Source organism: Methylobacterium sp. WSM2598 (assembly GCF_000379105.1).
GTDB lineage: Bacteria > Pseudomonadota > Alphaproteobacteria > Rhizobiales > Beijerinckiaceae > Methylobacterium.
Map to the genome: position 1 here is coordinate 478,681 of NZ_KB900609.1, position 23,128 is coordinate 501,808.

22 protein-coding genes are annotated in these 23,128 nt (G+C 74.3%); 13 read left to right on the forward strand and 9 right to left on the reverse strand.

From position 1 onward, the window contains the following. Positions 1 to 41: 41 nt before the first annotated feature. The 4 genes from MET2598_RS0102335 to MET2598_RS0102350 all read left to right on the forward strand — a co-directional run bounded on the left by MET2598_RS0102335 (position 42) and on the right by MET2598_RS0102350 (position 3,503). The gene (locus tag MET2598_RS0102335; RefSeq protein WP_018259754.1) at positions 42 to 623 is read left to right on the forward strand and encodes a sigma-70 family RNA polymerase sigma factor; all 582 of its coding nucleotides are present in this window, start codon (positions 42 to 44) and stop codon (positions 621 to 623) included. After that, positions 620 to 1,396: an anti-sigma factor family protein gene (locus tag MET2598_RS0102340; RefSeq protein ID WP_018259755.1), complete on the forward strand. Its 777-nt coding sequence runs from the start codon at positions 620 to 622 to the stop codon at positions 1,394 to 1,396. Before MET2598_RS0102335 ends, MET2598_RS0102340 begins: the two co-directional genes overlap by 4 nt. A gap of 61 nt (positions 1,397 to 1,457) precedes the next feature. Continuing rightward, positions 1,458 to 2,168 carry a Bax inhibitor-1/YccA family protein gene (locus MET2598_RS0102345; RefSeq protein WP_012334280.1) on the forward strand — a complete coding sequence of 237 codons (711 nt, stop codon included), beginning with the start codon at positions 1,458 to 1,460 and terminating at the stop codon, positions 2,166 to 2,168. Positions 2,169 to 2,381: 213 nt separating this feature from the next. Beyond that, complete coding sequence (locus MET2598_RS0102350; RefSeq protein WP_018259756.1) at positions 2,382 to 3,503, forward strand: YeiH family protein; 1,122 nt, start codon at positions 2,382 to 2,384, stop codon at positions 3,501 to 3,503. 120 nt (positions 3,504 to 3,623) lie between these two features. Here the strand turns inward: MET2598_RS0102350 and MET2598_RS0102355 are convergent, their stop codons facing one another. The 6 genes from MET2598_RS0102355 to MET2598_RS0102380 form a co-directional block, all read right to left on the reverse strand. Then, positions 3,624 to 4,511 carry a LysR substrate-binding domain-containing protein gene (locus MET2598_RS0102355; RefSeq protein WP_018259757.1) on the reverse strand — a complete coding sequence of 296 codons (888 nt, stop codon included), beginning with the start codon at positions 4,509 to 4,511 and terminating at the stop codon, positions 3,624 to 3,626. Between the two features lie 407 nt (positions 4,512 to 4,918). Beyond that, the gene (locus tag MET2598_RS0102360) at positions 4,919 to 6,172 is read right to left on the reverse strand and encodes a porin (RefSeq protein ID WP_018259758.1); all 1,254 of its coding nucleotides are present in this window, start codon (positions 6,170 to 6,172) and stop codon (positions 4,919 to 4,921) included. 477 nt (positions 6,173 to 6,649) lie between these two features. Then, positions 6,650 to 7,378: an amino acid ABC transporter ATP-binding protein gene (locus MET2598_RS0102365; RefSeq protein WP_026190465.1), complete on the reverse strand. Its 729-nt coding sequence runs from the start codon at positions 7,376 to 7,378 to the stop codon at positions 6,650 to 6,652. A gap of 71 nt (positions 7,379 to 7,449) precedes the next feature. Beyond that, positions 7,450 to 8,142 carry an amino acid ABC transporter permease gene (locus MET2598_RS0102370; RefSeq protein WP_012334275.1) on the reverse strand — a complete coding sequence of 231 codons (693 nt, stop codon included), beginning with the start codon at positions 8,140 to 8,142 and terminating at the stop codon, positions 7,450 to 7,452. 35 nt (positions 8,143 to 8,177) lie between these two features. Then, positions 8,178 to 8,900, reverse strand: a complete 723-nt coding sequence (locus MET2598_RS0102375; RefSeq protein WP_012334274.1) for an amino acid ABC transporter permease — start codon at positions 8,898 to 8,900, stop codon at positions 8,178 to 8,180. A gap of 190 nt (positions 8,901 to 9,090) precedes the next feature. Beyond that, positions 9,091 to 9,996 (reverse strand): transporter substrate-binding domain-containing protein, encoded by a 906-nt coding sequence (locus MET2598_RS0102380; RefSeq protein ID WP_012334273.1) that lies wholly within the window; start codon positions 9,994 to 9,996, stop codon positions 9,091 to 9,093. A gap of 203 nt (positions 9,997 to 10,199) precedes the next feature. Between MET2598_RS0102380 and dgcN the strand changes: the two genes are divergently transcribed. The 6 genes from dgcN to MET2598_RS0102410 all read left to right on the forward strand — a co-directional run bounded on the left by dgcN (position 10,200) and on the right by MET2598_RS0102410 (position 15,009). Continuing rightward, a complete protein-coding gene (gene dgcN / locus MET2598_RS0102385) occupies positions 10,200 to 11,222 on the forward strand; it encodes an N-acetyltransferase DgcN (RefSeq protein ID WP_012334272.1) in 1,023 nt (340 codons plus the stop codon). Next, on the forward strand, positions 11,219 to 12,199 hold the full coding sequence (gene dgcA, locus MET2598_RS0102390; protein ID WP_012334271.1) for an N-acetyl-D-Glu racemase DgcA: 981 nt from the start codon (positions 11,219 to 11,221) through the stop codon (positions 12,197 to 12,199). Before dgcN ends, dgcA begins: the two co-directional genes overlap by 4 nt. A gap of 4 nt (positions 12,200 to 12,203) precedes the next feature. Next, the gene (locus MET2598_RS0102395; RefSeq protein WP_018259759.1) at positions 12,204 to 12,830 is read left to right on the forward strand and encodes a DUF938 domain-containing protein; all 627 of its coding nucleotides are present in this window, start codon (positions 12,204 to 12,206) and stop codon (positions 12,828 to 12,830) included. A gap of 134 nt (positions 12,831 to 12,964) precedes the next feature. After that, a complete protein-coding gene (locus tag MET2598_RS0102400) occupies positions 12,965 to 14,287 on the forward strand; it encodes an NAD(P)/FAD-dependent oxidoreductase (RefSeq protein WP_012334269.1) in 1,323 nt (440 codons plus the stop codon). A gap of 109 nt (positions 14,288 to 14,396) precedes the next feature. Further along, the gene (locus MET2598_RS0102405) at positions 14,397 to 14,714 is read left to right on the forward strand and encodes an EthD family reductase (RefSeq protein WP_018259760.1); all 318 of its coding nucleotides are present in this window, start codon (positions 14,397 to 14,399) and stop codon (positions 14,712 to 14,714) included. 10 nt (positions 14,715 to 14,724) lie between these two features. Then, positions 14,725 to 15,009, forward strand: a complete 285-nt coding sequence (locus MET2598_RS0102410; RefSeq protein ID WP_018259761.1) for a hypothetical protein — start codon at positions 14,725 to 14,727, stop codon at positions 15,007 to 15,009. A 250-nt stretch (positions 15,010 to 15,259) separates the two neighbouring features. On the opposite strand, the gene MET2598_RS0102415 is transcribed toward MET2598_RS0102410, so the two are convergent. From MET2598_RS0102415 to MET2598_RS0102425, 3 genes are all read right to left on the reverse strand, one after another. Next, on the reverse strand, positions 15,260 to 16,846 hold the full coding sequence (locus tag MET2598_RS0102415) for a heme biosynthesis protein HemY (protein WP_018259762.1): 1,587 nt from the start codon (positions 16,844 to 16,846) through the stop codon (positions 15,260 to 15,262). Between the two features lie 170 nt (positions 16,847 to 17,016). Then, positions 17,017 to 19,134, reverse strand: coding sequence for a hypothetical protein (locus MET2598_RS0102420; protein WP_026190466.1), 2,118 nt, complete (start codon positions 19,132 to 19,134; stop codon positions 17,017 to 17,019). 118 nt (positions 19,135 to 19,252) lie between these two features. Further along, entirely contained in the window at positions 19,253 to 20,041 is a 789-nt protein-coding gene (locus MET2598_RS0102425; RefSeq protein WP_018259765.1) for a uroporphyrinogen-III synthase, read from the reverse strand. Between the two features lie 153 nt (positions 20,042 to 20,194). Between MET2598_RS0102425 and tsaD the strand changes: the two genes are divergently transcribed. The 3 genes from tsaD to MET2598_RS0102440 are packed head-to-tail and all read left to right on the forward strand — an operon-like array spanning position 20,195 to position 23,126. Further along, a complete protein-coding gene (gene tsaD, locus MET2598_RS0102430; protein WP_018259766.1) occupies positions 20,195 to 21,241 on the forward strand; it encodes a tRNA (adenosine(37)-N6)-threonylcarbamoyltransferase complex transferase subunit TsaD in 1,047 nt (348 codons plus the stop codon). Next, positions 21,238 to 22,128 carry a GNAT family N-acetyltransferase gene (locus MET2598_RS0102435; RefSeq protein ID WP_018259767.1) on the forward strand — a complete coding sequence of 297 codons (891 nt, stop codon included), beginning with the start codon at positions 21,238 to 21,240 and terminating at the stop codon, positions 22,126 to 22,128. Before tsaD ends, MET2598_RS0102435 begins: the two co-directional genes overlap by 4 nt. Further along, entirely contained in the window at positions 22,125 to 23,126 is a 1,002-nt protein-coding gene (locus MET2598_RS0102440; RefSeq protein WP_012334261.1) for an NAD(P)H-dependent glycerol-3-phosphate dehydrogenase, read from the forward strand. Before MET2598_RS0102435 ends, MET2598_RS0102440 begins: the two co-directional genes overlap by 4 nt. Positions 23,127 to 23,128 lie beyond the last annotated feature (2 nt).

Consider the following 23,128-nt stretch of genomic DNA (forward strand, 5'->3'; position numbering starts at 1 on the left):
TCGGCGCGTTCATCTCATGTAGGCCCCCTCAGATCCGGACCATGACCTCACGCAAGCGCCTCGACGTCGTCGACCTGATCGTGCCGCTGCGGCGCTACGCCCGCGCGCTCACCCGCGACCCGGCCCAGGCGGACGATCTCGTGCACGACGCCCTCGTGCGCGCCCTGGAACATCAGAGCTCGCTCAAGAGCGGGACCAACCTGCGCACCTGGCTGATGACGGTGCTGCACAACGCCTTCATCGACGGGCAGCGCCGCCGCCAAGTGGAGGCGCGCTACGCCGAGACCCTCGAGCACATCGCCGACGAGGCGGTGCCCGCCGGTCAGGACAGCCACGTGCGCCTCGCCCAGATCCGCGAGGCCTTCGCGCGGCTGCCCGAGGAGCAGCGGGCGGCGCTCCACCTGGTGACGATCGAGGGCATGGCCTACCAGGAGGCCGCCGACGTGCTCGGCATCCCGATCGGTACGCTGATGTCGCGGCTCGGGCGCGGCCGCGCGGCCCTGCGCAGTTTCGAGAGCGGGGAGAACCGGCTGGCGCCCCCCGCCGCGCCCCCGCCGCCGGAGGTCAGCCCGCGCCTGCGCGTGGTTCAGGGCGGCCGCCCGTCCGTGGAGTACGACCGATGATGGACCCGATCACCGAGAGCGACCTGAACGCCTATATCGACGGCCAGCTCGATCTCCCGCGGCGGATCGAGGTCGAGGGCCACCTCGCGGCCCATCCGGAGATCGCCGCCCGGGTGATGGCGGACCTGCGCACCCGCGACGCGCTCTGCGCCGCTTTCGCGCCGTCCCATCCCCGCCTGCATCCCGGTCCGATGCCCGAGCGCATCGCCGTGGCGGCCCGCCGCCTCGACCGGGCGCTGACCTGGCGGCGGATCGGCCAGCGCTTCCAGCGCGCCGCGGTCGTCGCCTTCCTGGTCGGCGCCGGGTGGCTGATGCATGCCGAGACGGGCGGGTTCGGGGTGCCGGGCACCATCGCCTCGACCCACTCGCCGCCCTTCGTGGAGGACGCGATCCAGGCCCGGCAGGCCTCGCAGCTGCGCGCCCGCGTCGCCTCCCTGCGGCCGAGCCCGGCCTACGACCGGGCCGGCGTCGAGGCCGCCACCGGGATCCGCCTGCCGGACCTGCCGCGCGACTGGCGGGTGCGCGACCTGCAGATCGTCCCGACCCGCTCCGGCGCGGGCGTGGAGGTGGCGATCGACGCGGCTTCGCTCGGCCCCGTGGCGCTCTTCGCGACCCAGACCGCGGACGAGGCGGCGCTCGCCCCCGAGGTGACGCGCGGCAGCGACGCGGTGACGGTCTACTGGAAGGCCGGCCACACCGCCTACGCGCTGAGCGGCGGCGACGAGCCGGCGCTCGGCCGCGCCGCCGAGACGCTCGGCGCGCCGCGGCCCTGACACCCCCCTTCCGCCGGTCTCCCCCGCCGACCGGCGGCGTCTCCACGAGGATCACCGACCGATGAACACGCCTTACGCTTGGCAGAGCACGGCGGCGCCCTCCGCCGCCCTCTTCGACGAGGGCCTGCGGCAGCACATGCTGCGGGTCTACAACCGGATGGGGCTCGGCCTCGCCCTGACCGGCCTCGTCGCCTTCGCGGTGTCGGCGACGCCGTCCATCGCCCAGCCCCTGTTCGGCACGCCGCTGAAATACGTGGTGATGCTGGCGCCGCTCGCCTTCATCCTGTTCCTGTCGTTCCGCATCGAGCAGATCTCGGCCGCCACCGCCCAGACCCTGTTCTGGAGCTTCTGCGCGGTGATGGGGCTGTCGCTGGCCTCGGTCTTCCTGGTCTTCACCGGGACGAGCATCGCGCGCACCTTCTTCATCACGGCGGCGATGTTCGGCGCGACGAGCCTGTACGGCTACACCACGAAGCGCGACCTCTCGCGGATGGGCTCCTTCCTGATGATGGGCCTGATCGGCGTCGTCATCGCGAGCCTCGTCAACATCTTCCTGGCGTCGAGCGCGCTGCACTTCGCCATCTCGCTGATCGGCGTCGTGATCTTCGTCGGCCTGACGGCCTACGACACCCAGTCGATCAAGGAGCAGTACGCGGAGCACTGGGACCAGGAGACCAGCGGCAAGCTCGCGGTGTTCGGGGCGCTGTCGCTCTACCTGAACTTCATCAACCTGTTCCAGCTGCTTCTGAACTTCACCGGCGAGCGGGAGTAGGGGTCCCCCCTTCCCTTCCTCTCCTCGACGGTGCTGGGGAGCCCCCCGTCCCTCGGACGGGGGGCTTCGCCGTTTCGGGCGGGCCTCCCGGACGGGGGCGGCCCGCGCCCGGGCCGGGCAACGATCGATCCGATCGATTGAAACGACCTGATCAATGCGTTGGACCGATGTATCGGCGGTGGGGATCATGCGCGGGCCACGCGAGATCCGCCCATGCCCAGCATCGAGATCGCCACCGACGCCGCGACCCGCGGCGCAGCCCTGACCCGCACCGGCCGTGGCCTCGGCGCGCTGCGCCGGGTGATGCCCGGCCTCGCCCTGTGCCTCGCCGTCGCCGCCGCCTCCGTCGGGCTGGAGCGGGTCGAGGCGCGCCTGTTCGGACGCGCGTGGCTCGAAGCCCTGGTGCTGGCCATCCTGATCGGCACCGCCCTGCGCACGGCCTGGGCGCCGCCCGCGCGCTGGCGGCCCGGCATCGCCCTTTCGGCCAAGACGCTGCTCGAGATCGCGGTGGTGCTGCTCGGCGCCTCGCTCAGCGCCGACGCGATCCTGGCGGCCGGTCCCGGCCTGCTCGTCGGCATCGCGGCCGTCGTGGCCGCCGCCATCGCGCTCGGCTACGGCCTCGGCCGCGCGCTCGGCCTGCCCCGGCGCATGGCGGTGCTGGTGGCCTGCGGCAACGCGATCTGCGGCAACTCCGCCATCGCCGCCGTCGCCCCGGTGATCGGGGCGGACGGGGAGGAGGTGGCGGCCTCGATCGCCTTCACCGCCGTGCTCGGCGTGCTGGTGGTGCTCGGCCTGCCCCTCCTGGTGCCGCTCCTGCACCTGTCCGCCACGCAGTACGGAGTGCTGGCGGGGCTCACGGTCTACGCGGTGCCGCAGGTGCTCGCCGCCACCGCGCCGGTGGCCGCGCTCAGCGCGCAGGTCGGGACGCTCGTCAAGCTCGTGCGCGTGCTCATGCTCGGCCCGGTGGTGCTCGGACTGTCCCTCGCCGCGCGCCGCCTGCCCGAGGAGACCGACGAGGCCGCGCCGCGCGGTGCGGCGGGCGATCGACCGGCGCGGGCGCGGGTGGCGCTCCACCACCTCGTGCCCTGGTTCATCCTCGCCTTCCTCGCCATGGCGGCCCTGCGCTCGCTGGGCCTCGTGCCGCGGGCGGCGCTGGGGCCGATCGCCGACGGCGCGACGATCCTGACGGTCGTCTCCATGGCCGCGCTCGGCCTCGGCGTGGACGTGCGGGTCGTGGCCAAGGCCGGTCCGCGCGTCACCCTGGCCGTCACGCTCTCGCTCCTGGGGCTGGGCCTCGTCGGCCTCGGCCTGATCCGCCTGCTCGGCATCGCCTGAGCGGCCCCGCCCCGACGCCGAGAGCGGCACTCGATCACGTTGCAATCGGGTGCCGCTCTCGATCTTTGATCTTGCCGCGTTTTCTGCGACGAACCGGCATCCACTTCATCGGAAAATGCTCTAGCCCGGCGGCCCGGCGATCAGGGCGAGGAGCGCGTCGGCGGCGCGGCTGCGATAGCGCTCCCGGTGCCGCAGGACACGGAAGGCCCGGCTCGGCAGGGGGAAGGGCGGCGCCGCCAGGCTGCCCGCCCGCAGGGCCGGCGCGACGACGCTGTGGGAGAGCACGCTCGCCCCCGCCCCCCCCTCGACCGCCGCCCGCACGGGCTCGTTCGAGGGCAGTTCCAGCACGACCCGCAGCCCGGAGGGCGCGATCCCGGCGCCGGTCAGGGCGGCTTCCAGGACCGAGCGCGTGCCGGAACCCGCCTCGCGCATCACCCACGCGGCCTCGGCCAGATCCTGCGGGCGCACCGTCGCGCGGGCGGCGAGGCGATGGTCCGGCGCGGTGATCAGGACGAGCCTGTCGTCGGCGACGTCCTCGCTCGCGAGCATCGGATCGTCGATCCTCCCTTCCACGAAGCCGAGTTCGGCGGTCCCGGCCTGCACCGCGGCCGCGACCTCGGCCGTGTTGCCGATCGCGAGGGTGACGACGATCTCGGGGAAGAGCCGGCGGAAGGCGACGAGGTGGCGGGGGAGCCAGTGGCTCGCGATGGTCTGGCTGGCCTGCACGCGCAGGGTGCCGCGCCGCAGGCCCGAGAGGTCCGCGAGCACGGCCTCGGCCGTGGCCGCGCGCGCCAGCACGGCCCGCGCCTCGCCCAGGAAGAGGCGGCCGGCCTCGGTCAACGCGACGCCGCGCCCGACGCGGTGGAAGAGCTTGGTGGCGTGCCGCTCCTCCAGCGCGGCCACCGCCGCGCTGACCGCCGATTGCGAGAGGTTCAGCGCCTCGGCGGCGCGGGTCACGTGCTGGCGCTCGGCCACCGCGACGAAGATGCGAAGCTGCTCTAGGGTCACGCCTGGGGCTTAGCAGCCGGAGCGCCCGGCGTCTCGGGTCCGCAGCGCCTCCCGCCCCCGAGCCCGCGGAACCGCGCGGCGCCGGCGCGCCGCGGGCGGGAGGACGGGGATCGCGCCTCCCGCACCCTCTCCGCCCTCGGCGCGGCCGCGCGCCGGAAAGGGCGTGGTCCCGCGCAGATCCGCCGCCGCCGAACGCGAAACCCCGCCCGGGCGCGATCCCGGACGGGGTGACGGGTGCGATGCCGGGCGGGCCGGCGACTCCCGGGCTCATCCCCATCCGCGAGATCCCTTCGGGATGGCGGATCTGGGCGTCGCTCAAGCGCCGCGCGGGCTCGTGATACGCTGTCCGAACGTGATCGTCCGGACAGCGTATGATCGGGACCCGCTCGGATCGACCGGATCCCGGATCAGAAGGTGAAGCCGGTCTCGATCAGGTAGCGGTCCTGCGAGGTCTTGTTGCCGGCCTTGCCGAAGCCGAGGCCCGCCGTGATGTCGTAGAGCTGAACGTGCGCATACTCGCCGCGCAGGAAGTAGCGGCCGAAGGTGAAGGTCGGGGTGACCGTGACCGAAAGGGCGGAGCTGCCCGGCCCGTAGAGCAGGCTGGTAAGCCCCGTGAAGCGGTTGCCCGTCTGCGTCTCGTACTCGACGCGGCCGGCCAGGGCGAAATTGTCGTTGAAGGCGTAGCTCGCCAGGATCGCGCCGCCATAGGTCGAGGCGCTCTCCAGGATCCCGATGCGCGGATCACGCTCGACATTCGTGAACTGGAAGTAGGGCGTGATGATCCACGGCCCGTCCGAATAGGTGTAGTTGATGTTGAAGATGCCGCTGTTCTGCTGGAACAAGGGCGTCGCGAACTGGTAGCGGAAGCTCTTGATCCCGGCATTGGTCCGGTCGACGTTGAAGCCGCCGTTCACGCCGATCGTGTTGGCGTCGTTCAGCTTGTAGGCCACCGAGCCGGTGAACCAGCTGATCTCACCCGAGTAGAACCCGTCCGTGCCCGCCACCGACACCGACCACGGGCCCTCCGACCAGTTCACCTGGACGCCGTGGTTGATGATGTTCTCCTGGAAGAACAGCAGGCCGCGCGAGATGTTCAGGTTCTGGAAGGTGAAGGGCGCCTCGCTGCCGATCAGCGTCGGCATGCGGCCGCCCTGGATCGACCACGCGTCGTTGATCTGCCACTTGCCGAAGGCGACCGGCAGCGGCCCGAACAGCAGGTCGGTCTGGTTGATGGCGCTGTAATTCTGCGCCCCGAGGGTGGGCACCGCGTAGGCGCCGGCCGCGATGTAGAACTGGAACGGGCCATCCGCCTTCTGGACGAAGCCCATCAGGTTGGAGAAGTCCACCCGCGCGGCCCGGTCCCGGTCCGGGAAGATGCCGAGCGGCAGGGCCAGGCCCGGCGCGAACTGGTTCGTCTGCGTGTAGGCGTAGCCCGTGAGCGCGCCGCCGACATAGATGTCGCCGAAGCCGCCGATCGTGAAGCAGGTCGGGTCCGGGTTCTGCTTGATCGGTCCGTTATAGGCCGGGAACGAGAGCGTGGCCTTGCAGGCCGCGGGCGCCGCCGGGGCCGGCGCGACCTTGGGGGGCAGGTCCGCCGCCTGAGCGTAGCCGGACAAGACGGCTAAGGCGGCCATGCTGAGGGAGGTGAAGCGGATCGCCACGATTCTCAAGTCCAAATGTCGGTCTGACTACGGCTAAGCTGGCAGCGCGGGCCGGTTGGCGCAAAGGCAATTTCTGGGCACCTGCATACCATTTAGGCAGTTTCCGCGTGGCCGGGCCCAACCGTGTCCTGTACGCAACACCGCGATAACGACCTAAAGTAAGGTAAGACGTCGTGAGGGCCCGCGCGGCGTCGCGCGCCAGGGGAGGTGGTTCGCGGGCGGCCGCCAAGCAACGCGCCCGCCTGATCGCGCGACGCGTCCAGCGCCGAGGGATTCGCGGGACCGATGCTTCCCGGACATGTCGCGGATACCCGCTCGGAGCGGTCCCTGCGGCCGCCTTCCTCAGGGACAACACGCCTGAGCGGGACCGCGTCCGCGGGCGATCCGGATCGCTCCCCTAGGAGCGGGACGGAGGGGCGGGCGAAGCCCGCGGCGCGGCGGCGCCCGTTGCCGCCGCCAGCCCCGTCGAAGGGATCTTCAGTGGGACAGGATCTTGGACAGGAAGGTCTGGGCGCGCTCGCTGCGGGGCGATCCGAAGAACTCCTCCTTCTGCGCGTCCTCGACGATCTCGCCGCGGTCCATGAAGATCACCCGGTTCGCCACCTTGCGGGCGAAGCCCATCTCGTGGGTGACGACCATCATGGTCATGCCCTCGCGGGCGAGCTCCACCATCACGTCCAGCACCTCGCCGACCATCTCGGGGTCGAGGGCGGAGGTGGGCTCGTCGAACAGCATCACGATCGGGTTCATGGCGAGCGCCCGGGCGATCGCCACGCGCTGCTGCTGCCCGCCCGAGAGCTGGCCCGGGAACTTGTGCGCGTGCGCCTTCAGCCCGACCCGCTCCAGCAGCGCGAGGCCCTTCGCCTCCGCCTCGGCGCGGCTGCGGCCCAGCACCTTGCGCTGGGCGAGCGTCAGGTTGTCGGTGATCGAGAGGTGCGGGAACAGCTCGAAATGCTGGAACACCATGCCGACGCGCGAGCGCAGCTTCGGCAGGTTGGTCTTCTTGTCGGCGATCCGCGTCCCGTCGACCGTGATCTGCCCCTTCTGGAACGGTTCGAGGGCGTTCACGCACTTGATCAGGGTGGACTTGCCGGAGCCCGAGGGGCCGCAGACCACCACCACCTCGCCCTTCCGGATCGAGGTGGTGCAATTCGTCAGCACCTGGAAGTCGCCGTACCACTTGCTGACCTGATCGATCACGATCATCGGGCCGGAACCGGCGGCGGCGGGCGGCGTCTCGACGAGGGGCGCGGACGACATGGGAGCCTCTCTGGAAGTCAGCGGATGATGGCGATGCGGCGCTGCAGGCGGCGCACCAGGATCGAGGCGAGGAAGCAGATCGCGAAGTAGACCAAAGCGGCGAAGAGGTACATCTCGACGAGGCGCCCGTCGCGCTGCGCCACCTTCGAGGCGGCGCCGAGGAAGTCGGTGATCGACAGCACGTAGACGAGCGAGGTGTCCTGGAACAGCACGATGGTCTGGGTCAGCAGGACCGGCAGCATGTTGCGGAAGGCCTGGGGCAGGATGACCGACCCCATGCTCTGCCAGTAGGTCAGACCGAGCGCCGAGGCGGCGGCGGCCTGACCCTTGGGGATCGACTGGATGCCCGCCCGCATGATCTCGGAGAAGTAGGCCGCCTCGAACAGCGTGAAGGTGACGAGCGAGGAGGTGAAGGCGCCGACCTGGATCGGCCGCTCGGCCCCGATCAGCCACTGCCCGAGATACGGCACCAGGAAGTAGAACCAGAAGATCACCAGCACCAGCGGCAGCGAGCGCATGAAGTTGACGTAGCCCTTGGCCACCAGCGGCAGCACCGGCAGGCCCGAGAGCCGCATCATGGCGATGAGCGTGCCGAGGATGGTGCCGCTCACCGCCGCCAGCGCGGTCAGCGTCAGCGTGAAGGTCATCCCGGTGAGGAAGAGGTAGGGCAGCGCGCTGACGATGACGCTGAAATCGAAGTTCGACAGCATGGACTCTCACCCGCGGCGGAGAGGGAGCGGCGGCCTCAGCGGGCGCCGGGTATCGCGACCTTGCGCTCCAGGTACCCGGCCGCCGTCACCACCAGGAGATTGATGATGATGTACAGGATGGTGGCGGCCGTGAAGGCCTCGAAGACCTGGAACGAGAATTCCTGCATCGAGCGGGCGCGGGCGGTGAGTTCGAGGAGCCCGATGGTCAGCGCGACCGACGTGTTCTTGAGGTTGTTGAGGAACTCGGAGGTGAGCGGGGGCAGGATGATGCGGTAGGCGTTGGGCAGCAGCACGTACCGGTAGGTCTGGGAGGTGGTGAGCCCCAGCGCCGTGCCGGCCATGCGCTGGCCCCGCGGCAGGGCCTGGATGCCCGCCCTCACCTGCTCGGCGACGCGCGAGGCCGTGAAGAAGCCCAGGCACACCACCGCCGTGTAGAAGGGCGCGTCGGGCAGCTGCTTCAGCCACGTGCCCCAGCTCTGCGGCAGCATCTCCGGCAGCACGAAGAACCAGAGGAACATCTGCACCAGCAGCGGGATGTTGCGGAAGAGCTCGACGTAGCCGTTCCCGAAGGCCTGGGCGAACCGGTTCGGCAGCGTGCGCATGACGCCGATCACGGACCCGACCGCGAAGGCGATGACCCAGGCGCAGAGGGCCGTCACGATGGTCCACAGGAGGCCCGACAGGAGCATGTCGGCGTAGGTCCCCGTGCCCTCGGGCGAGGGCTCGAAGAAGATGCTCCAGTTCCAATTGTAGTTCATGCCCAGTCCACCGACGCGGCTGTCGTCACGGGCGCCATGCGCGGGCGCAATGATACGTCATGGCGCGGCCATGCGTGACCGATTCTCGCACCATCCACCGGAATGCCGGGGCGCGGCGGCGGCCGCGCCCCGGGCTCGCGACACCCCCTGCGGGAAGGGGCGATCACGGGCCGCTGCGAAGGGCGGCCGGTCAGTACATCGCCGGGTCGGGGCTGTCGCTCGGCTTGGCGAAGGCCTTCTTCAGGGCCGCATCCATCGGCAGGTTCAGGTTGATGTTGCGCGGCGGGATCGGCTTGGTGAACCACTTGTCGTAGGTCGCCGGGCCCTCCGGGCTCTGGTAGAAGGCCGCCGTCGCGTCATCCACCACCTTCTTGAACGGCGCGTCGTCCTTGCGCAGCATGATGCCGTAGGGCTCGGGCTTGGAGATCGCGTCGGTGGAGATCAGGTAGGCGTCCGGCTCCTTGGAACTCGCCGCCAGCGAGGCCAGGAGCACGTCGTCCATCACGAAGGCCACCGCGCGCCCCGTCTCGACCATCAGGAACGCCTCGGCGTGGTCCTTGGCCGGCAGGATCGTGATCCCGAGCTTGTTGGCGGCGTTGTACTCGTTGATCTGCCGGATGTTGGTCGTGCCGGAGGTCGACACGACGGTCTTGCCCTTCAGGTCATCGAACTTGCTGACGTTGCTGCTCTTCTTGGCGACGAAGCGGCTGGCGGTCAGGAAATGCGTGTTGGTGAAGGAGACCTGCTTCTGGCGATCGACGTTGTTGGTGGTCGAGCCGCATTCCAGGTCGACCGTGCCGTTGGCGATCAGGGGAATGCGGGTCGCCGAGGTCACCGGATTGAGCTTGACCTCCAGATTCGGCAGGCCGAGCTTGGCCTTGACCGCGTCCACCACCTTGTAGCAGATGTCCATGGCGTAGCCGACCGGCTTCTGGTTGCCGTCGAGATAGGAGAACGGCACCGAGGAGTCGCGGTAGCCCAAGGTGATCGCGCCGGTCTCCTTGATCTTCTTCAGGGTTCCGGAGAGCTCCTCGGCGGAGGCCGGCAGCGCGGCGAAGCCGGCCACGAGCAGGATCAGCAGGCGTTTGGGGGCCATCCAGATTCTCCTTTTGGGCGAGCCCTACGTCCGTCATCGCGGGCCGCGGCGTCAAGGGCCGCGCCCGCGCGAAGGACGGGATGACGGCCGCGCGCCGGGCCGGGGGCCGGTTGCGGAATGCGCAGCCGCGGGCGAGAACGGGCGCGCCGCCCCGCGGCACGCCCCTTGCCCGCCCTGACCGACCCCGCGCCGGACCAGACCGCATGCAGATCGCGACCCCCTACCTGATGTTCCTCGGCGACGTCCCCGACCGCCTCGCCGCCAAGACCGCCTACGGCATCGTGGATTGGCGCCCCGAATGGTGCACCGGGCAGCTGCGGCTGCCGGGCTGCGCGGCCGATCTCGGCATCCCGGATCTCGGCATCGAGGAGGCGGTCGCGCGGGGCGCGCGCACCCTGATCGTCGGCGTCGTCAACGCCGGCGGGGTGCTGCCCGAGCACTGGATCGCGTCGATCGTCGCGGCCCTGGATGCGGGGCTCGACGTGGCGAGCGGCCTGCACACCCGGCTCGGCTCGGTCCCGGCCATCGCCGAGGCGGCGGCGCGGGGCGGGCGCCAGCTCCACGACGTGCGCCATTCCGACCAGCGCTTCGACACCGGCAAGGGGGTGAAGCGCCCGGGCCGCCGGCTGCTCACCGTCGGCACCGATTGCTCGGTCGGCAAGAAGTACACCGCCCTCGCGCTGGAGCGGGGCATGCGCGCCCGCGGCTTCGACGCGGATTTCCGCGCCACCGGCCAGACCGGCGTCTTCATCTCGGGCCGCGGGGTCGCCATCGACGCGGTGGTGGCCGATTTCATCTCGGGCGCGGTCGAGTGGATCTCGCCCGCGGCGGCGCCGGAGCACTGGGACCTGATCGAGGGCCAGGGCTCGCTGTTCCACCCCTCCTTCGCGGGGGTGAGCCTCGGCCTCCTCCACGGCGCGCAGCCCGACGCCTTCGTGATCTGCCACGAGCCGACCCGCACGCGCATGCGCGGGGTGCAGCATCCCCTGCCCTCGATCGAGGAGGTGATCGACCTCACCTCGCGCTGCGGGCGCCTGACCAATCCGGAGATCCGCCCGGTCGGGATCGCGGTCAACACGCAGGATCTCGGCGAGGCCGAGGCCCGCACCCTGCTCGACGCGCTCGCCCGCGCCCACGACCTCCCGGCGAGCGACCCGGTGCGCTTCGGCGTCGAGGAGATCGTGGCGCGGATCGCGGCGCTCTACCCGGCGGGTCTGCCCGCATGAGGCGCCTCGCGGTCGCGGTCGAGACCTGGCCCATCGCCGGGCGCTTCACCATCTCGCGCGGCAGCCGCACCGAGGCCGTGGTGGTGGTGGCCAGCGTGACGGACGGCACCCGTACGGGCCGCGGCGAGGGGGTGCCCTATCCCCGCTACGGCGAGAGCGTCGAGGGTGTGCGCGACCTGATCGCCGCGCAGGGCGAGGCGGTGGCGGCGGGCGCGACCCGGGCCGACCTGCTCGCCCGGATGCCGGCGGGCGCGGCCCGCAACGCCCTCGACTGCGCCCTCTGGGACTACGAGGCCAAGGCGGCGGGGCGGCCGGCCCACGCCCTCGCGGGGCTCGCGCCGCCGCGCCCGGTCACCACCGCCTACACGCTCAGCCTCGGCGCACCCGAGGAGATGGAGGCGGCGGCCCGCGCCGCCGCGGCGCGGCCCCTCCTCAAGGTCAAGCTCGGCGGCGAGGGCGACCCGGCCCGCATCGCCGCCGTGCGCCGCGGGGCGCCCGCCTCCCGCCTCGTCGTCGATGCCAACGAGGCGTGGCGGCCGCGCAACCTCGCCGAGAACATGGCGGCCTGCGCGGCGGCGGGGGTGGAGCTGATCGAGCAGCCGCTCCCCGCCGGCGAGGACGAGGCGCTCGCCGGGCTCGCGCGCACGATCCCGCTCTGCGCCGACGAGAGCCTGCACCCGGGCGCCGGGCTCGACGGGCTCGCCGGCCGCTACGACGCGATCAACATCAAGCTCGACAAGGCGGGCGGGCTCACGCCGGCCCTCGCCCTCGCCCGGGCCGCGCGGGAGCAGGGCCTCGCGATCATGGTCGGCTGCATGGTCGGCACCTCGCTCGCCATGGCGCCCGCCATGCTGCTCGCGGGCTTCGCGACCTTCGTCGACCTCGACGGCCCCCTGCTCCTCGCCCGGGACCGCGAGCCGGGGCTGCGCTTCGAGGGCAGCCTCGTCCACCCGCCCGATCCGGCCCTGTGGGGGTGAGGCGATGCTGGGCTGGGATTCCGCCGGGGACGCCCTGATCGCCCCCGCCGTCGCCCGCAACCGGGAGCCGATCCTGGCGGTGCTGCGGCGGCTCCTGCCGGAGACGGGCCTCGTCCTCGAAGTCGCGAGCGGCTCGGGCGAGCACGCCGCGCACTTCGCGCGGGCGCTGCCGGGGCTCGCCTTCCAACCCTCGGACCCGGAGCCGGCGGCCCTGCGCAGCATCGCGGCCCACGCCCGGGCGGCCGCGCTGCCCAACCTGCGCCCGCCCCTCGCCCTCGACGCCGCGGCGGAGACCTGGCCGCTGGCGCGGGCCGACGCGGTCCTGGCCATCAACATGATCCACATCGCGCCCTGGCCCGCGACCGAGGGGCTGATGCGGGGGGCCGGCCGCCTGCTGCCGCCGGGCGCGCCGCTCGTGCTCTACGGGCCCTTCATGGTCGAGGACACGCCCACCGCCCCGAGCAACCTCGCCTTCGACGCGGATCTGCGGGCGCGCAATCCCGCCTGGGGCCTGCGCGACCTCGGCGCCGTGGCGCGGGCCGCCCGGGGGCAGGGCCTCGCCCTCGCCGAGCGCGTCGCCATGCCGGCGAACAATCTCTGCCTCGTCTTCCGGGCCGGCGCGGCCGCGTAGGACATTCGTACGCCTTCCCGTCCCGGCCGCCCTTCCCCACCTTCGGACGCCGCGCGGGGTGGTGGCCCCGGTATGGCGAAAGGCGCCCCGGCGTGGGATCCTCCCCGGGGCGCGGCGCCGAGGGGAGGGCCAGGGTGAGCGGCGAGGCGGAACGGCACAGGATCGTCATCGTGGGCGGCGGCGCGGCGGGGCTGCAGCTCGCGACCAAGCTCGGCGACAGGTACGGCCGGCGCAAGCAGGCGGAGGTGACGCTGGTCGACCGCTCGCGCACCCATATCTGGAAGCCGCTCCTGCACGAGGTCGCGGCCGGCAGCATGGATGTGGGCCACCACGCCGTCGATTACCTGCACCACGCCCATGCCCACCATTTCCGCTACCGGATCGGCGAGATGGTCGGGCTCGACCGCGAGCGCCGGGTCGTGCGGCTCGCGGCGAGCCACGACGCCGAGGGCCGCGAGGTCACGCCCGAGCGGGACATCCCCTACGACACGCTGGTGATCGCGGTCGGCAGCGCGAGCAACGATTTCGGCACGCCCGGGGTGAAGGAGCACGCCATCGCCCTCGACACGCCGGATCAGGCGCAGCGCTTCCACCGCCGCCTCATCAACGCGATGATCCGCGCCCACGCCCAGGATGCGCCGGTGCGCGCGGGCCAGCTCCACGTGGCGGTGATCGGGGCCGGCGCGACCGGCACCGAACTCGTGGCGGAACTCCACCGCACCACCCGCCAGGTGGCCGCGACCGGCCTCGACCGCATCGACCCGGACAAGGACCTGAAGCTCACCCTGATCGAGGCGGCCGACCGGATCCTCCCGGCCGTGCCCGAGCGGCTGTCGCGGGACGTGATGGCCCTGCTCGCCGGGATCGGCGTTGAGGTGCGCACCGGCGCCCGGGTCACCGAGGTGCGGGCGGACGGCGTGCAGCTCGCCGACGGCAGCTTCATCGCGTCGGAACTCGTGGTCTGGGCCGCCGGCGTGCGGGCGCCCGAGGTGCTGCGCGACCTCGGCGGGCTCGAGACCACCCGCAACAACCAGCTCGTCGTGCTGCCGAGCCTGCAGACCACCCGGGACGAGAACGTCTTCGCCCTCGGCGACTGCGCCTACCTGATCGATCCGGCCACCCAGCGGCCGATCCCGCCCCGCGCCCAGGCCGCCCACCAGCAGGCGAGCCACCTGCTGCGCCAGATGCCGAACCGGCTGGCGGGACGGCCCCTCGCCCCGTTCCGCTACCGCGATTTCGGCTCCCTCGTCTCGCTCGGCGAGTACACCACGGTCGGCAACCTGATGGGCTTCATCCGCGGCCGCAACGTCTTCATCGCCGGCCTGTTCGCGCGGCTGATGTACCAGTCGCTCTACAAGATGCATCAGAAGGCGCTGCACGGGACCTGGAAGGTCTCCCTCGACACGGCGGCCCGCGCGCTGACCCGGCACACGGTGCCGCGGGTCAAGCTGCATTGAGGCCGGTTGCGCCGGCCGGGCATCGGTGCTTCGGTGGCGCGGGCCCGGGCGCCCCGACGGGGCGCGCGCGACCCGGGGGCTCGCCCGAGGCCGGGAGGAGAGCGCAGCGATGATCCTGGTGAGCGTGATGTATCCGGGCGGGGCTTCGCCCGCCTCCTTCGACCTCGACTACTACCTGTCGCGCCACATGCCGCTGGTGCGCGAGCGCTGGTCCGGGATGGGTCTGGAGAAGGCCGAGGTGGTGAAGGGCGCCGCCACGCCGGACGGCAGCCCGCCGCCCTTCCAGATCATGGCGCTCCTCAGCTTCCGCTCCCTGGAGGATTTCCAGAAGGCGGTGGCGGCCCACGGCAAGGAGATCTTCTCCGACATCCCGAACTTCACGCAGGCCCAGGCGCAGGTGCAGATCAACGAGCCGCAGGCCTGGTGAGCGGCGCCGCATGATCGACATCGTCAAGATCGTGAAGGAGCAGCACCCGGACCTTGGGGAGTACTTCGTGGTGCTGCGCCCCTATTCGGGGCTGATCGCGCCGGACGCGCCCGACGCGCTGGCCGAGGAGGTGCAGGTCTGGGCGTCCACCGAGGCGCCGAGCGCCCGGCTGTGGCGGCGCAGCGTGACCTACGCGCTGTTCCCGGGCTGGCCGGAGGAGACGCGCGACCTGGAGGTGGTCTCCTTCGCGGACGCGGCGGACCTCGCCCGGTTCGCGACCCGCTGGACGCATTGAGCCGGGGTCGAGGGCGCGGGGCAGCGCCGCGCCCCCCTTCTCCCGGACGAGGGAGCCTGCGCCGAACGCGATGCGGGGACACAGGGGAGGGTCGGCCGGCACCGGTCCGGACGGCGCTCCGATCCCCGCCCCTCCCCGGCACGCCACGTACCAAATCCGCTTGATCCCTTCGGGATGGCGGATTTGGGCCTCGCTCACGCGCCGCGCGGGCGCGTGATCCGCGATCCGCCTGGATCAACCGGATCCCGGATCACACGACCCGCCGCGGCCGCTCGAGGAACGGGGCGTCGTCCTCCTTGGGCTTGGGCGGCGGGAACACCACCGGGGTCGCGGTGGCCGCGAAGGGCGGGGCCGAGGTGTCGAGCCCGTTCCCGGCCGGTGTCGGCGCGGCCTGTGCCGCCACGGGCGGGGCCGCCGCGGCCGGGGCCGGACGGGGCGCCTCCTCACGCACCGGCCTCGGCACCGTCGCCTCGGGGGCGGGCGCCGGCAGCGGGCCGGCGGCGGGGGCCGGCTCCTCGTCCGGGAGCGGAAGGTCCTGGCTCCGGCCGGCGAGAAGCTCCGGCGGGGTCTGCCACACGAAGGCGTCGAGCCGCCCGCTGACCGGCGAGATCGGCGCCCAGCGGTCCGAGACGATCCCGTCCGCGCACCAGGCCGGGTCGCGCGGCGCGTGCGCCGCCCGGGACAGCCACTCGCGGGCCCGGCCGCTGCCGCGGCCGTGCTCGGTCTCCTCGATCTCCGCCATCAGCAGGTAGGCGCGCTGCGTCGGCGACTCGGCGAGCAGGGGCTGCAGCACGTCGCGGGCGCGGCCGAATTCCCGCGCCTCCAGGGCCGCGCGCGCGATGGCGAAGCGCGCCTCGGGGTGCCAGGAAGAGAGCCGGGCCAGGGTCTCGGCGCGGGCGAGGCGGTCGCGGCTCGAATCGCCGGGCCGCAGGTCGAGATAGACCCGGGCGAGGTCCGGGTGCGGGCCGGCCTTCCAGGCGGCCTCGATCACCCGGGCCGCCTTCTTGAGCTCGGCCCGGCGCGACAGCAGGCGCCCGGCCACCACCGCGGCCGGCACGAGGTCGGGCGCGAGACGCACCGCCTCGCGCGCCTGCGCCAGGGCCCGCTCCGGATCGCCCGCCTCCAGCTCCTGGGCGCTCGCCGTCAGCAGCACCGCCCGCTGGCGGCGCGACGCCGCCTTGTCGGCGAGGCCGAGGGCGGCGCGGCGCGACACCGTCTCCAGGGCGCCCGCCCAGTCCCGGTCGGCGCATTGCGCCTCCATCACCGCCTCGTTGGCCCAGGACACGCCCGGGGCGAGGCGCGACGCCTCGGCCGCGTAGGCCCGCGCGGTGGCCTCGTCGCCCTGCCGGCGCGCCTCGACGAAGAGGCCGCGCAGCCCGAGCACCCGCGTCTCGGAGGCCTCGGTCATGCGCCGGAAGGCCCGCTCGGCCCCGGCCCGGTCGCCCGAGATCTGCGCCGCCTGAGCGGTGAGGAGCAGGGCCAGGGGCTCGCTGCCGAGGAGCCGCTCCGCCTCGCCCGCGTGCCGCCGCGCCGCGGCCGGATCGCCGGAGCCCACCGCCACCATGCCGCGCGACAGCGCCTCGAAGCCGCGGGTGCGGCGCCGCTCGTGGCTGCTCGCGCGCATCCGCCGCGGCAGGCGCAGGACCCCGCGGGCGAGGCTCCACAGGAAGCCGAGCACCACCGCCAGGACCAGCACGCCGACGAGGGCCGCGTTCAGGCTCGTCGCCACGTCGACGCCGCCCCACGACACGGACACGACGCCGGGATGGTCGGCGAGCCAGACCGCCCCGTAGGCGGCGAGGGCCAGAAGGGCCAGGAAGGCGAGTGCGCGCCACATCGGTTCTTCAACTCCTCAGGTCCGCGACGGTCACGCGGCGGGGGCGGGCGCCCCTGGATCTGGGTGGTGGGCGCGCGCGGCGGGCTCCGGCTGTGGGATCCGCACCGATGCGCGCCGAGACGGCAAGCCGGTCGTTGGACGGAGCGGGGAGCCCCGGGCGGGCGCCGCGCTCAGCGCGCGGCACCCGACAGGGCACCGAACGCGGCCGCGAGCCGGGCGCGGGAGGCCTCGCCCGCCGCCGCCCGCGCCTTCAGCGTCGCGCCGAAGGAGGCGGCCTCCTTGCGCGCGGCCTCGGGCATCGCGTCGAAGGCCGCGGCCGCCTCCGGAATGGCGCCGCGGTCGAGGGCGTCCTGCACCTTCGCGACCGCGCCCTCCGTGGCATCGCCGGCCGGCTGGGCCGGCGCGCCGCCCTGCGCGGCCCCGTCCGACTTGCGCACCGTGACGATCGAGCCCGCCATGCTGGCGAGCCGGTCGGTGAAGCTGCCGCGCTCCGCCACCTCGCGCTGCCGGGCGGCCTTCACCGCCGCCACGATGCGGCCGCCGATCGGCCGGAATTCCTGGGCCAGGGCGGCGGCCGTGGGGGCGCCCTTGGCCGCGAAGGGCTCGAGCGGGCCGAGCGGCGGGCCGTCCTCCGGGCCGAGCTGCTTGAGCGCCGCCAGGGCATCCGCGTAGGGCGTGCCGTTGGCGAGCGCCGCCGCGATCCGGTCGGCCGCGACCGCGCGCAGGCCCGCCTGCAGCGCCCCCGCATCCGCCCGCCCGGCGAGGTCGCGGGCGAGGTCCGCGAGGCGCTGCTCCTGCGCCTTGCCGCGGGACTCGAAGGCCTGCTGGAGCGCGTCGAGCCGGCCGCCCAGGGCCTTATCGGCCTCCTGATCGGCCGCGACCCGCTGGCCGAGCTCCGCCTGCAGGCCCTTCAGCCCCGAATCGAGCCCGTCGAGCCGGGTGCGCAGCTCGCCCGTATCGGCCTGGCCCTGCAGGGTCTGGACCGCCTGGGCGAGGCCGTCGACCTTCTGGCGCAGCTCGGGATCGCCGACCCGCCCCTGGAGGTCGCCGAGACGCTTGTCGAGGGCGTCGAGGCGCGCCTGCAGCGGCTCGCCGGACGCGTCCGGCGCCGCGGCGGGAGCCGGCGCCCCCGCGGCGGACGACGGGGAGGTCTCGGCCGCCGCCGGACGGCCCGACTGGGCCTCCTTCAGGGCCTCCGCGGCCCGGTCCGCGGCGGATTTGGCGGCCGCCTCGGCGCCGCGCACCGCGTCCGGCAGCGGGCGCAGGGCCGCCTCCGCCGCGGCGAGCCGCCGGTCGAGGGCCTGAACGCTGTCGCGGGGTGCGAGGTCGGCGAGGCGCTGATCGAGATTGGGCGCGGTCTCGGCGGATTTCGGCAGCAGGCCGTAGGCCGGGCCGTAGGTCTGGACGCCGTAGAGGAGGCCCGCGCCGATCACGCCGCCGAGGAGCGAGGCGGCCAGCACGGAGCCGAACCCGGCGCCGCCCGAGCGCGCCGGCGCCGGGCTCACCGCCGGGGTCGCGCCCGCGCGCGGCCCGGCCGGGCCGGAGGCGGCCGCGCCCGTGGCGCCGACCGGGCCGGTCGCGCCGCGCGGCGGCTCCGCCTTGACGGGATCGGGCTTGGCCGCAGCGGCGGCCTCGGGCTTGACGCCGAGGGGCGACGTGCCCGGTCCGGTCGATGAGCCCGGTCCAGTCGATGAGCCCGGTCCAGTCGGTGAGCCCGGTCCAGTCTTGGGCACGGTGGAGCCGGCAGCGCCCGCGGGGCCGGTCGGCCCCGGCTTCGCGGCGGCCGCCGCGGGTCCGGTGCTGCCCGGCGGCACGGCGGGCTTGGCGCCGGCGAGAGCCGCCCCTGTGGGCGACGCGCCCGTCGGCGATGCGGGCGTGGGCGACGCGGGCGACGCGCCCGGGCCGGTCGCGCCGGCGGCGCCCGGCGGCCTCGGACCGCCCGGGTTCGAGGCCGGAACGGAGGTCGCGGCCGGGCCGGGCTTCGGCGGCTCGGCGGGTCTGGGCGGTTCGGGCGGCGCTGCCGGCTTGCCGGGGGCCGCGGCGCTCGGCGTCGGGCCGGGCTTCGGCGCCGCGCCGGCAGCGGGTTTCGGCGGCTCGCCGGGCCTCGGCGGATCGGCGGGCTTCGGCGGATCGGCGGGCTTGGCCCCCGCCGGGCCGGTCGCTCCCTTGGCGGGCGTCTCGCTCACGCGGGTGGCCTTCAGGTCGATGATCGGGCCGTCCGCCGGGTTGGGGCCGCGTCCGCCCGGCCGGTTGCGGGAATCCTGGGGGTCCTTGTCGGATGGGGTCACGGCCGAAGATCCTCACCTCTGAGCGGGGCGCGCAGGGACGCCCGTCGGCTGGGTCCGGCCCGCCGAGACGGGACCGGACCGGGCCCGCGCGGAACGCGGCCGCTCTGTTGCGCCGTCCTTAGCATCGGTCACGGCCCAGGCGCGAGCCTGCTTGCGCGGACGGAAAAGGGGTTAGGCCGGAGAGGAGTGCGTCCTCCGTCGGCATTGCCGCGACCAGATGGGACAGGATCCCGGCGGCGACCAGGGGCGCGGCGCAATCCTCCGAGAGGCACAGATGCGCCAGCCGGGCGAAGCCGGCCTCGCACCCCGCCGCGCGGGCGAGGCCCAGAGCCGCGGCGGCGCTGCGGCGGGAATAGTGCAGGGCCGCGTCGAGGCGCGCCTCGGCGAGGGCCGCGGCGACCGGGTCGGGCAGCTGCGGCAGCGGCCGGGCCGCGTAGGCGATCCAGGTCGTGACCGGGAAGCCGGCCGCCGCGAGGCTCGCGGCGGGCTCGGGCTTGCGCTCCCGGCCGGCCGCGTGGAGCAGGGCGGCGCCGGGCGGCAGGGATCGGGTGATCAGGCCCGCCAGGGAGGCCGCGTCGCCCCCGGCCTCGCGGATCTCGCGCAGGCCCGCCGCCCGGGCGGCCTCGGCCGTGCGGGCGCCGACGCAGAAGGCCGGAAGGCCGGTCAGCCCGGCCGGGCCGAGGGCCGGCGCCGCGTTGGCGCTGGTGAGGATCAGGGCGTCGAAGCGCCCGTCCGGCGGCGGGACGTGGCTCGGCGCGAGGTCGAGGACCGGAGCGAGGAGCGGCGCGTGGCCGAGCGCGGCCACCCGCGCGGCCGTGCGCGCACCGGCCGGGAGCGGCCGCGCGACCCAGACGCGCAGGGGCGCCCGATCCAGCCTCGGCGCGCTGCCGCTCACGTCGCCTCCCATCTTTGCGGTCCCGGGCACTCCGGGTTATCTGACGGCCAGCATACCGGCCCGAGTACCGCCAGGATACCGGCCGGGGCAGTGCCAGCATACCGGCGAAGGCGCCGCGCGCCATCCCCGTTCCCCGTTTCTCGGCCCCTCGCGAGCGCGACCCCCATGAACGTCCTCGGCATCGAGACCACCTGCGACGAGACCGCCGCCGCGATCGTCACCGCGGCGGAGGACGGGCGCGCGGTGATCCGCGCCAACGAGGTGCTGAGCCAGATCGCCGAGCACGCGGCCTATGGCGGCGTGGTGCCCGAGATCGCCGCCCGCGCCCACGTGGAGGTGGTCGACCGGCTGATCGCCCGGGCGCTCCAGGAGGCGGGCCTGGGCTTCGACGACCTCGACGGCATCGCGGTCGCGGCCGGCCCGGGGCTGATCGGCGGCGTGCTCGTCGGCCTCGTCACCGCCAAGACCCTCTCGCTCGTCACGCGCAAGCCGCTCCTGGCGGTCAACCACCTGGAGGCGCATGCCCTGACCGCCCGGATGACGGACGGGATCGCCTTCCCGTACCTCCTGCTGCTCGCCTCGGGCGGTCACACCCAGCTCGTGGCCGTCAAGGGCGTGGGCGAGTATGTCCGCCTCGGCACCACGATCGACGACGCGATCGGCGAGGCCTTCGACAAGGCGGCCAAGCTCCTCGGCCTCGCCTATCCGGGCGGGCCCGAGGTCGAGCGGGCCGCCGAGGGCGGCGATCCGGAGCGCTTCGCCCTGCCCCGCCCGATGCTCGGCCGGCGCGAGCCGAACTTCTCCCTCTCGGGCCTTAAGACCGCCCTGCGGATCGAGGCGGAGCGCATCGCCCCCCTGTCCGGCCAGGATGTCGCCGATCTCTGCGCCAGCTTCCAGGCGGCGGTGGTGGACGTGGTCGTCGACCGCGTCCGGGTGGCCCTGCGCGCCTTCGGGGACGTTGCGGGCCACCCGACCGCCCTGGTGGCGGCGGGCGGCGTCGCCGCCAACGCGGCCCTGCGGCGGGCGCTCAGCCAGCTCGCGGGCGAGGCCGGGCTGCCCCTGGTCGCCCCGCCCCTGCCGCTCTGCGGCGACAACGGCGCGATGATCGCCTGGGCGGGCCTGGAGCGCCTGCGGCTCGGCCTCGTCGACGACATCACGGCGCCGGCCCGCCCGCGCTGGCCCTTCGCCGAACCCGTCGCGACGGCCGGGTGAGCGCCGTGTCGCGGCCCGAGCCGGGCGCCGCCGGCCTGCAGCGGCGCTGGCGGGCGCTGGTGGACGAGCGGCTGCCCGAGGCCGCCGCCGCGCGCGCGGATTGGCCGGTGCGCCTCAACCACTGCTTCGCCCGCATCCTCCTGGACAATGCCTGCGGCGGGCCCTGGCGCGAGAGCGTCGCGCCCCCGGCCTGGGCGAACATGTCCCCGACCCGGCTCGCGGCGGCGGTCGCGCTCGGCGAGGCGGTGCTGGCCGGGGAAGCCGACCTCGCCGACCTCAACCGCCGCTCCCTCGCGTGGCGGGGCCGGAGGCGGAGCGCCGCCCCGCCCGGCGCGCTGGCGGCGGAGGGCTTCTGCCTGAGGCGCTGGCGGCGGGCGGACGACGCCCCCTTCGCGGCGCTCAACGCCGATCCGGAGGTGATGCGGTTCTTCCCCGCCCCGAAGAGCCGGCGCGAGAGCGAGGCCGAGGCCCGCGCCCTCGACCGGCGCTTCGAGCAGGACGGGTTCGGGCCCTGGGCGCTGGAGGCGCGCGGCACTTTCGTGGGGTTCGTCGGCTGCTGGCGGCCGGTGCGGCCCCTGCCGTTCGCGGCGGTGCCGGGAAGTCTCGTCGAGATCGGCTGGCGGCTGGCCCGCGACGCCTGGGGGCAGGGACTCGCGACCGCGGCCGCCCGGCTCGCCCTGGCGGACGCGTTCGGGCGCTGCGGGCTCACCGAGATCGTCGCCTACACGGCGCTCCTCAACCGGCCCTCGCAGCGGGTCATGGAGCGGCTCGGCATGGAGCGGGTCGAGGATTTCGCCCACCCGGCCCTGGCGGACGGCGACCCGCTGCGCCCGCACGTGCTCTACCGCCTGAGCGCCGCCGCCTTCGCGGCCGGAGGCGCCGCGTGAGCGCCGGCCCGGTGGCGGTGGTGGGCGGGGGCGCCTGGGGCACCGCGCTCGCCAACGCGGCCGCGAGCGCCGCCCCGCGCGAGGTCGTGCTGTGGCTGCGCGACGCGCAGGCGGCCCGCGCCATGGCGGAGCGGCGCGAGAACGCCCGCTACCTGCCGGGCGTGCCGCTGCACCCGGGCGTGCGTCCGACCGCCGAGGCCGCGTCCCTGCGCGCGGCCGGCTCCGTGCTCGTCGTCACCCCGGCCCAGACCCTGCGCGGGGTGCTGAGCGATCTCGCGCCCTGGCTCGCCCCCGCGGCGCCGCTCATCCTCTGCGCCAAGGGCATCGAGCGGGGCACGGACGCCTTCCTGACCGAGGTCGCCGCCGCGATCCTGCCGGGCGCGACGCTCGCCGTGCTCTCGGGCCCGAGCTTCGCGGCGGACGTGGCGCGCGGATTGCCCACCGCCGTGACGCTGGCGACGCCAGAGGCGGCGCGCGGGGCGCAGCTCGCCGCCGCCCTGTCGGGGCCGAGCTTCCGGGTCTATCACGGCACCGACATGCGCGGGGTCGAGATCGGCGGCGCGGCCAAGAACGTGCTGGCCATCGCCTGCGGGGCGGTGATCGGGCGCGGCCTCGGCGAGAGCGCCCGGGCGGCCCTGGTGGCCCGCAGCTTCGCCGAACTGCGCCGCTTCGCCCGCGCCTTCGGGGCCCGGCCGGAGACGCTGATGGGCCTCTCCGGGCTCGGGGACCTCGTCCTGACGGCGGCCTCGCCGCAATCGCGCAACTTCGCCTTCGGGGAGCGGCTGGGACGCGGCGCCTCGCCGGACCAGGCCGCGGGCGGCAAGCTCGCGGAGGGCGCCCTCACGGCCCCGGCCCTCGTCGGACTCGCCCGCCGCCGCGGCGTCGAGATGCCGGTCGCCGAGGCGGTGGCGGGCGTCGTCGCCGGCACCCTCAGCCTCGACGAGGCCATCACCGGACTGCTCAGCCGCCCGCTCCGGGCCGAGGAGGAGCCGGTCTGACC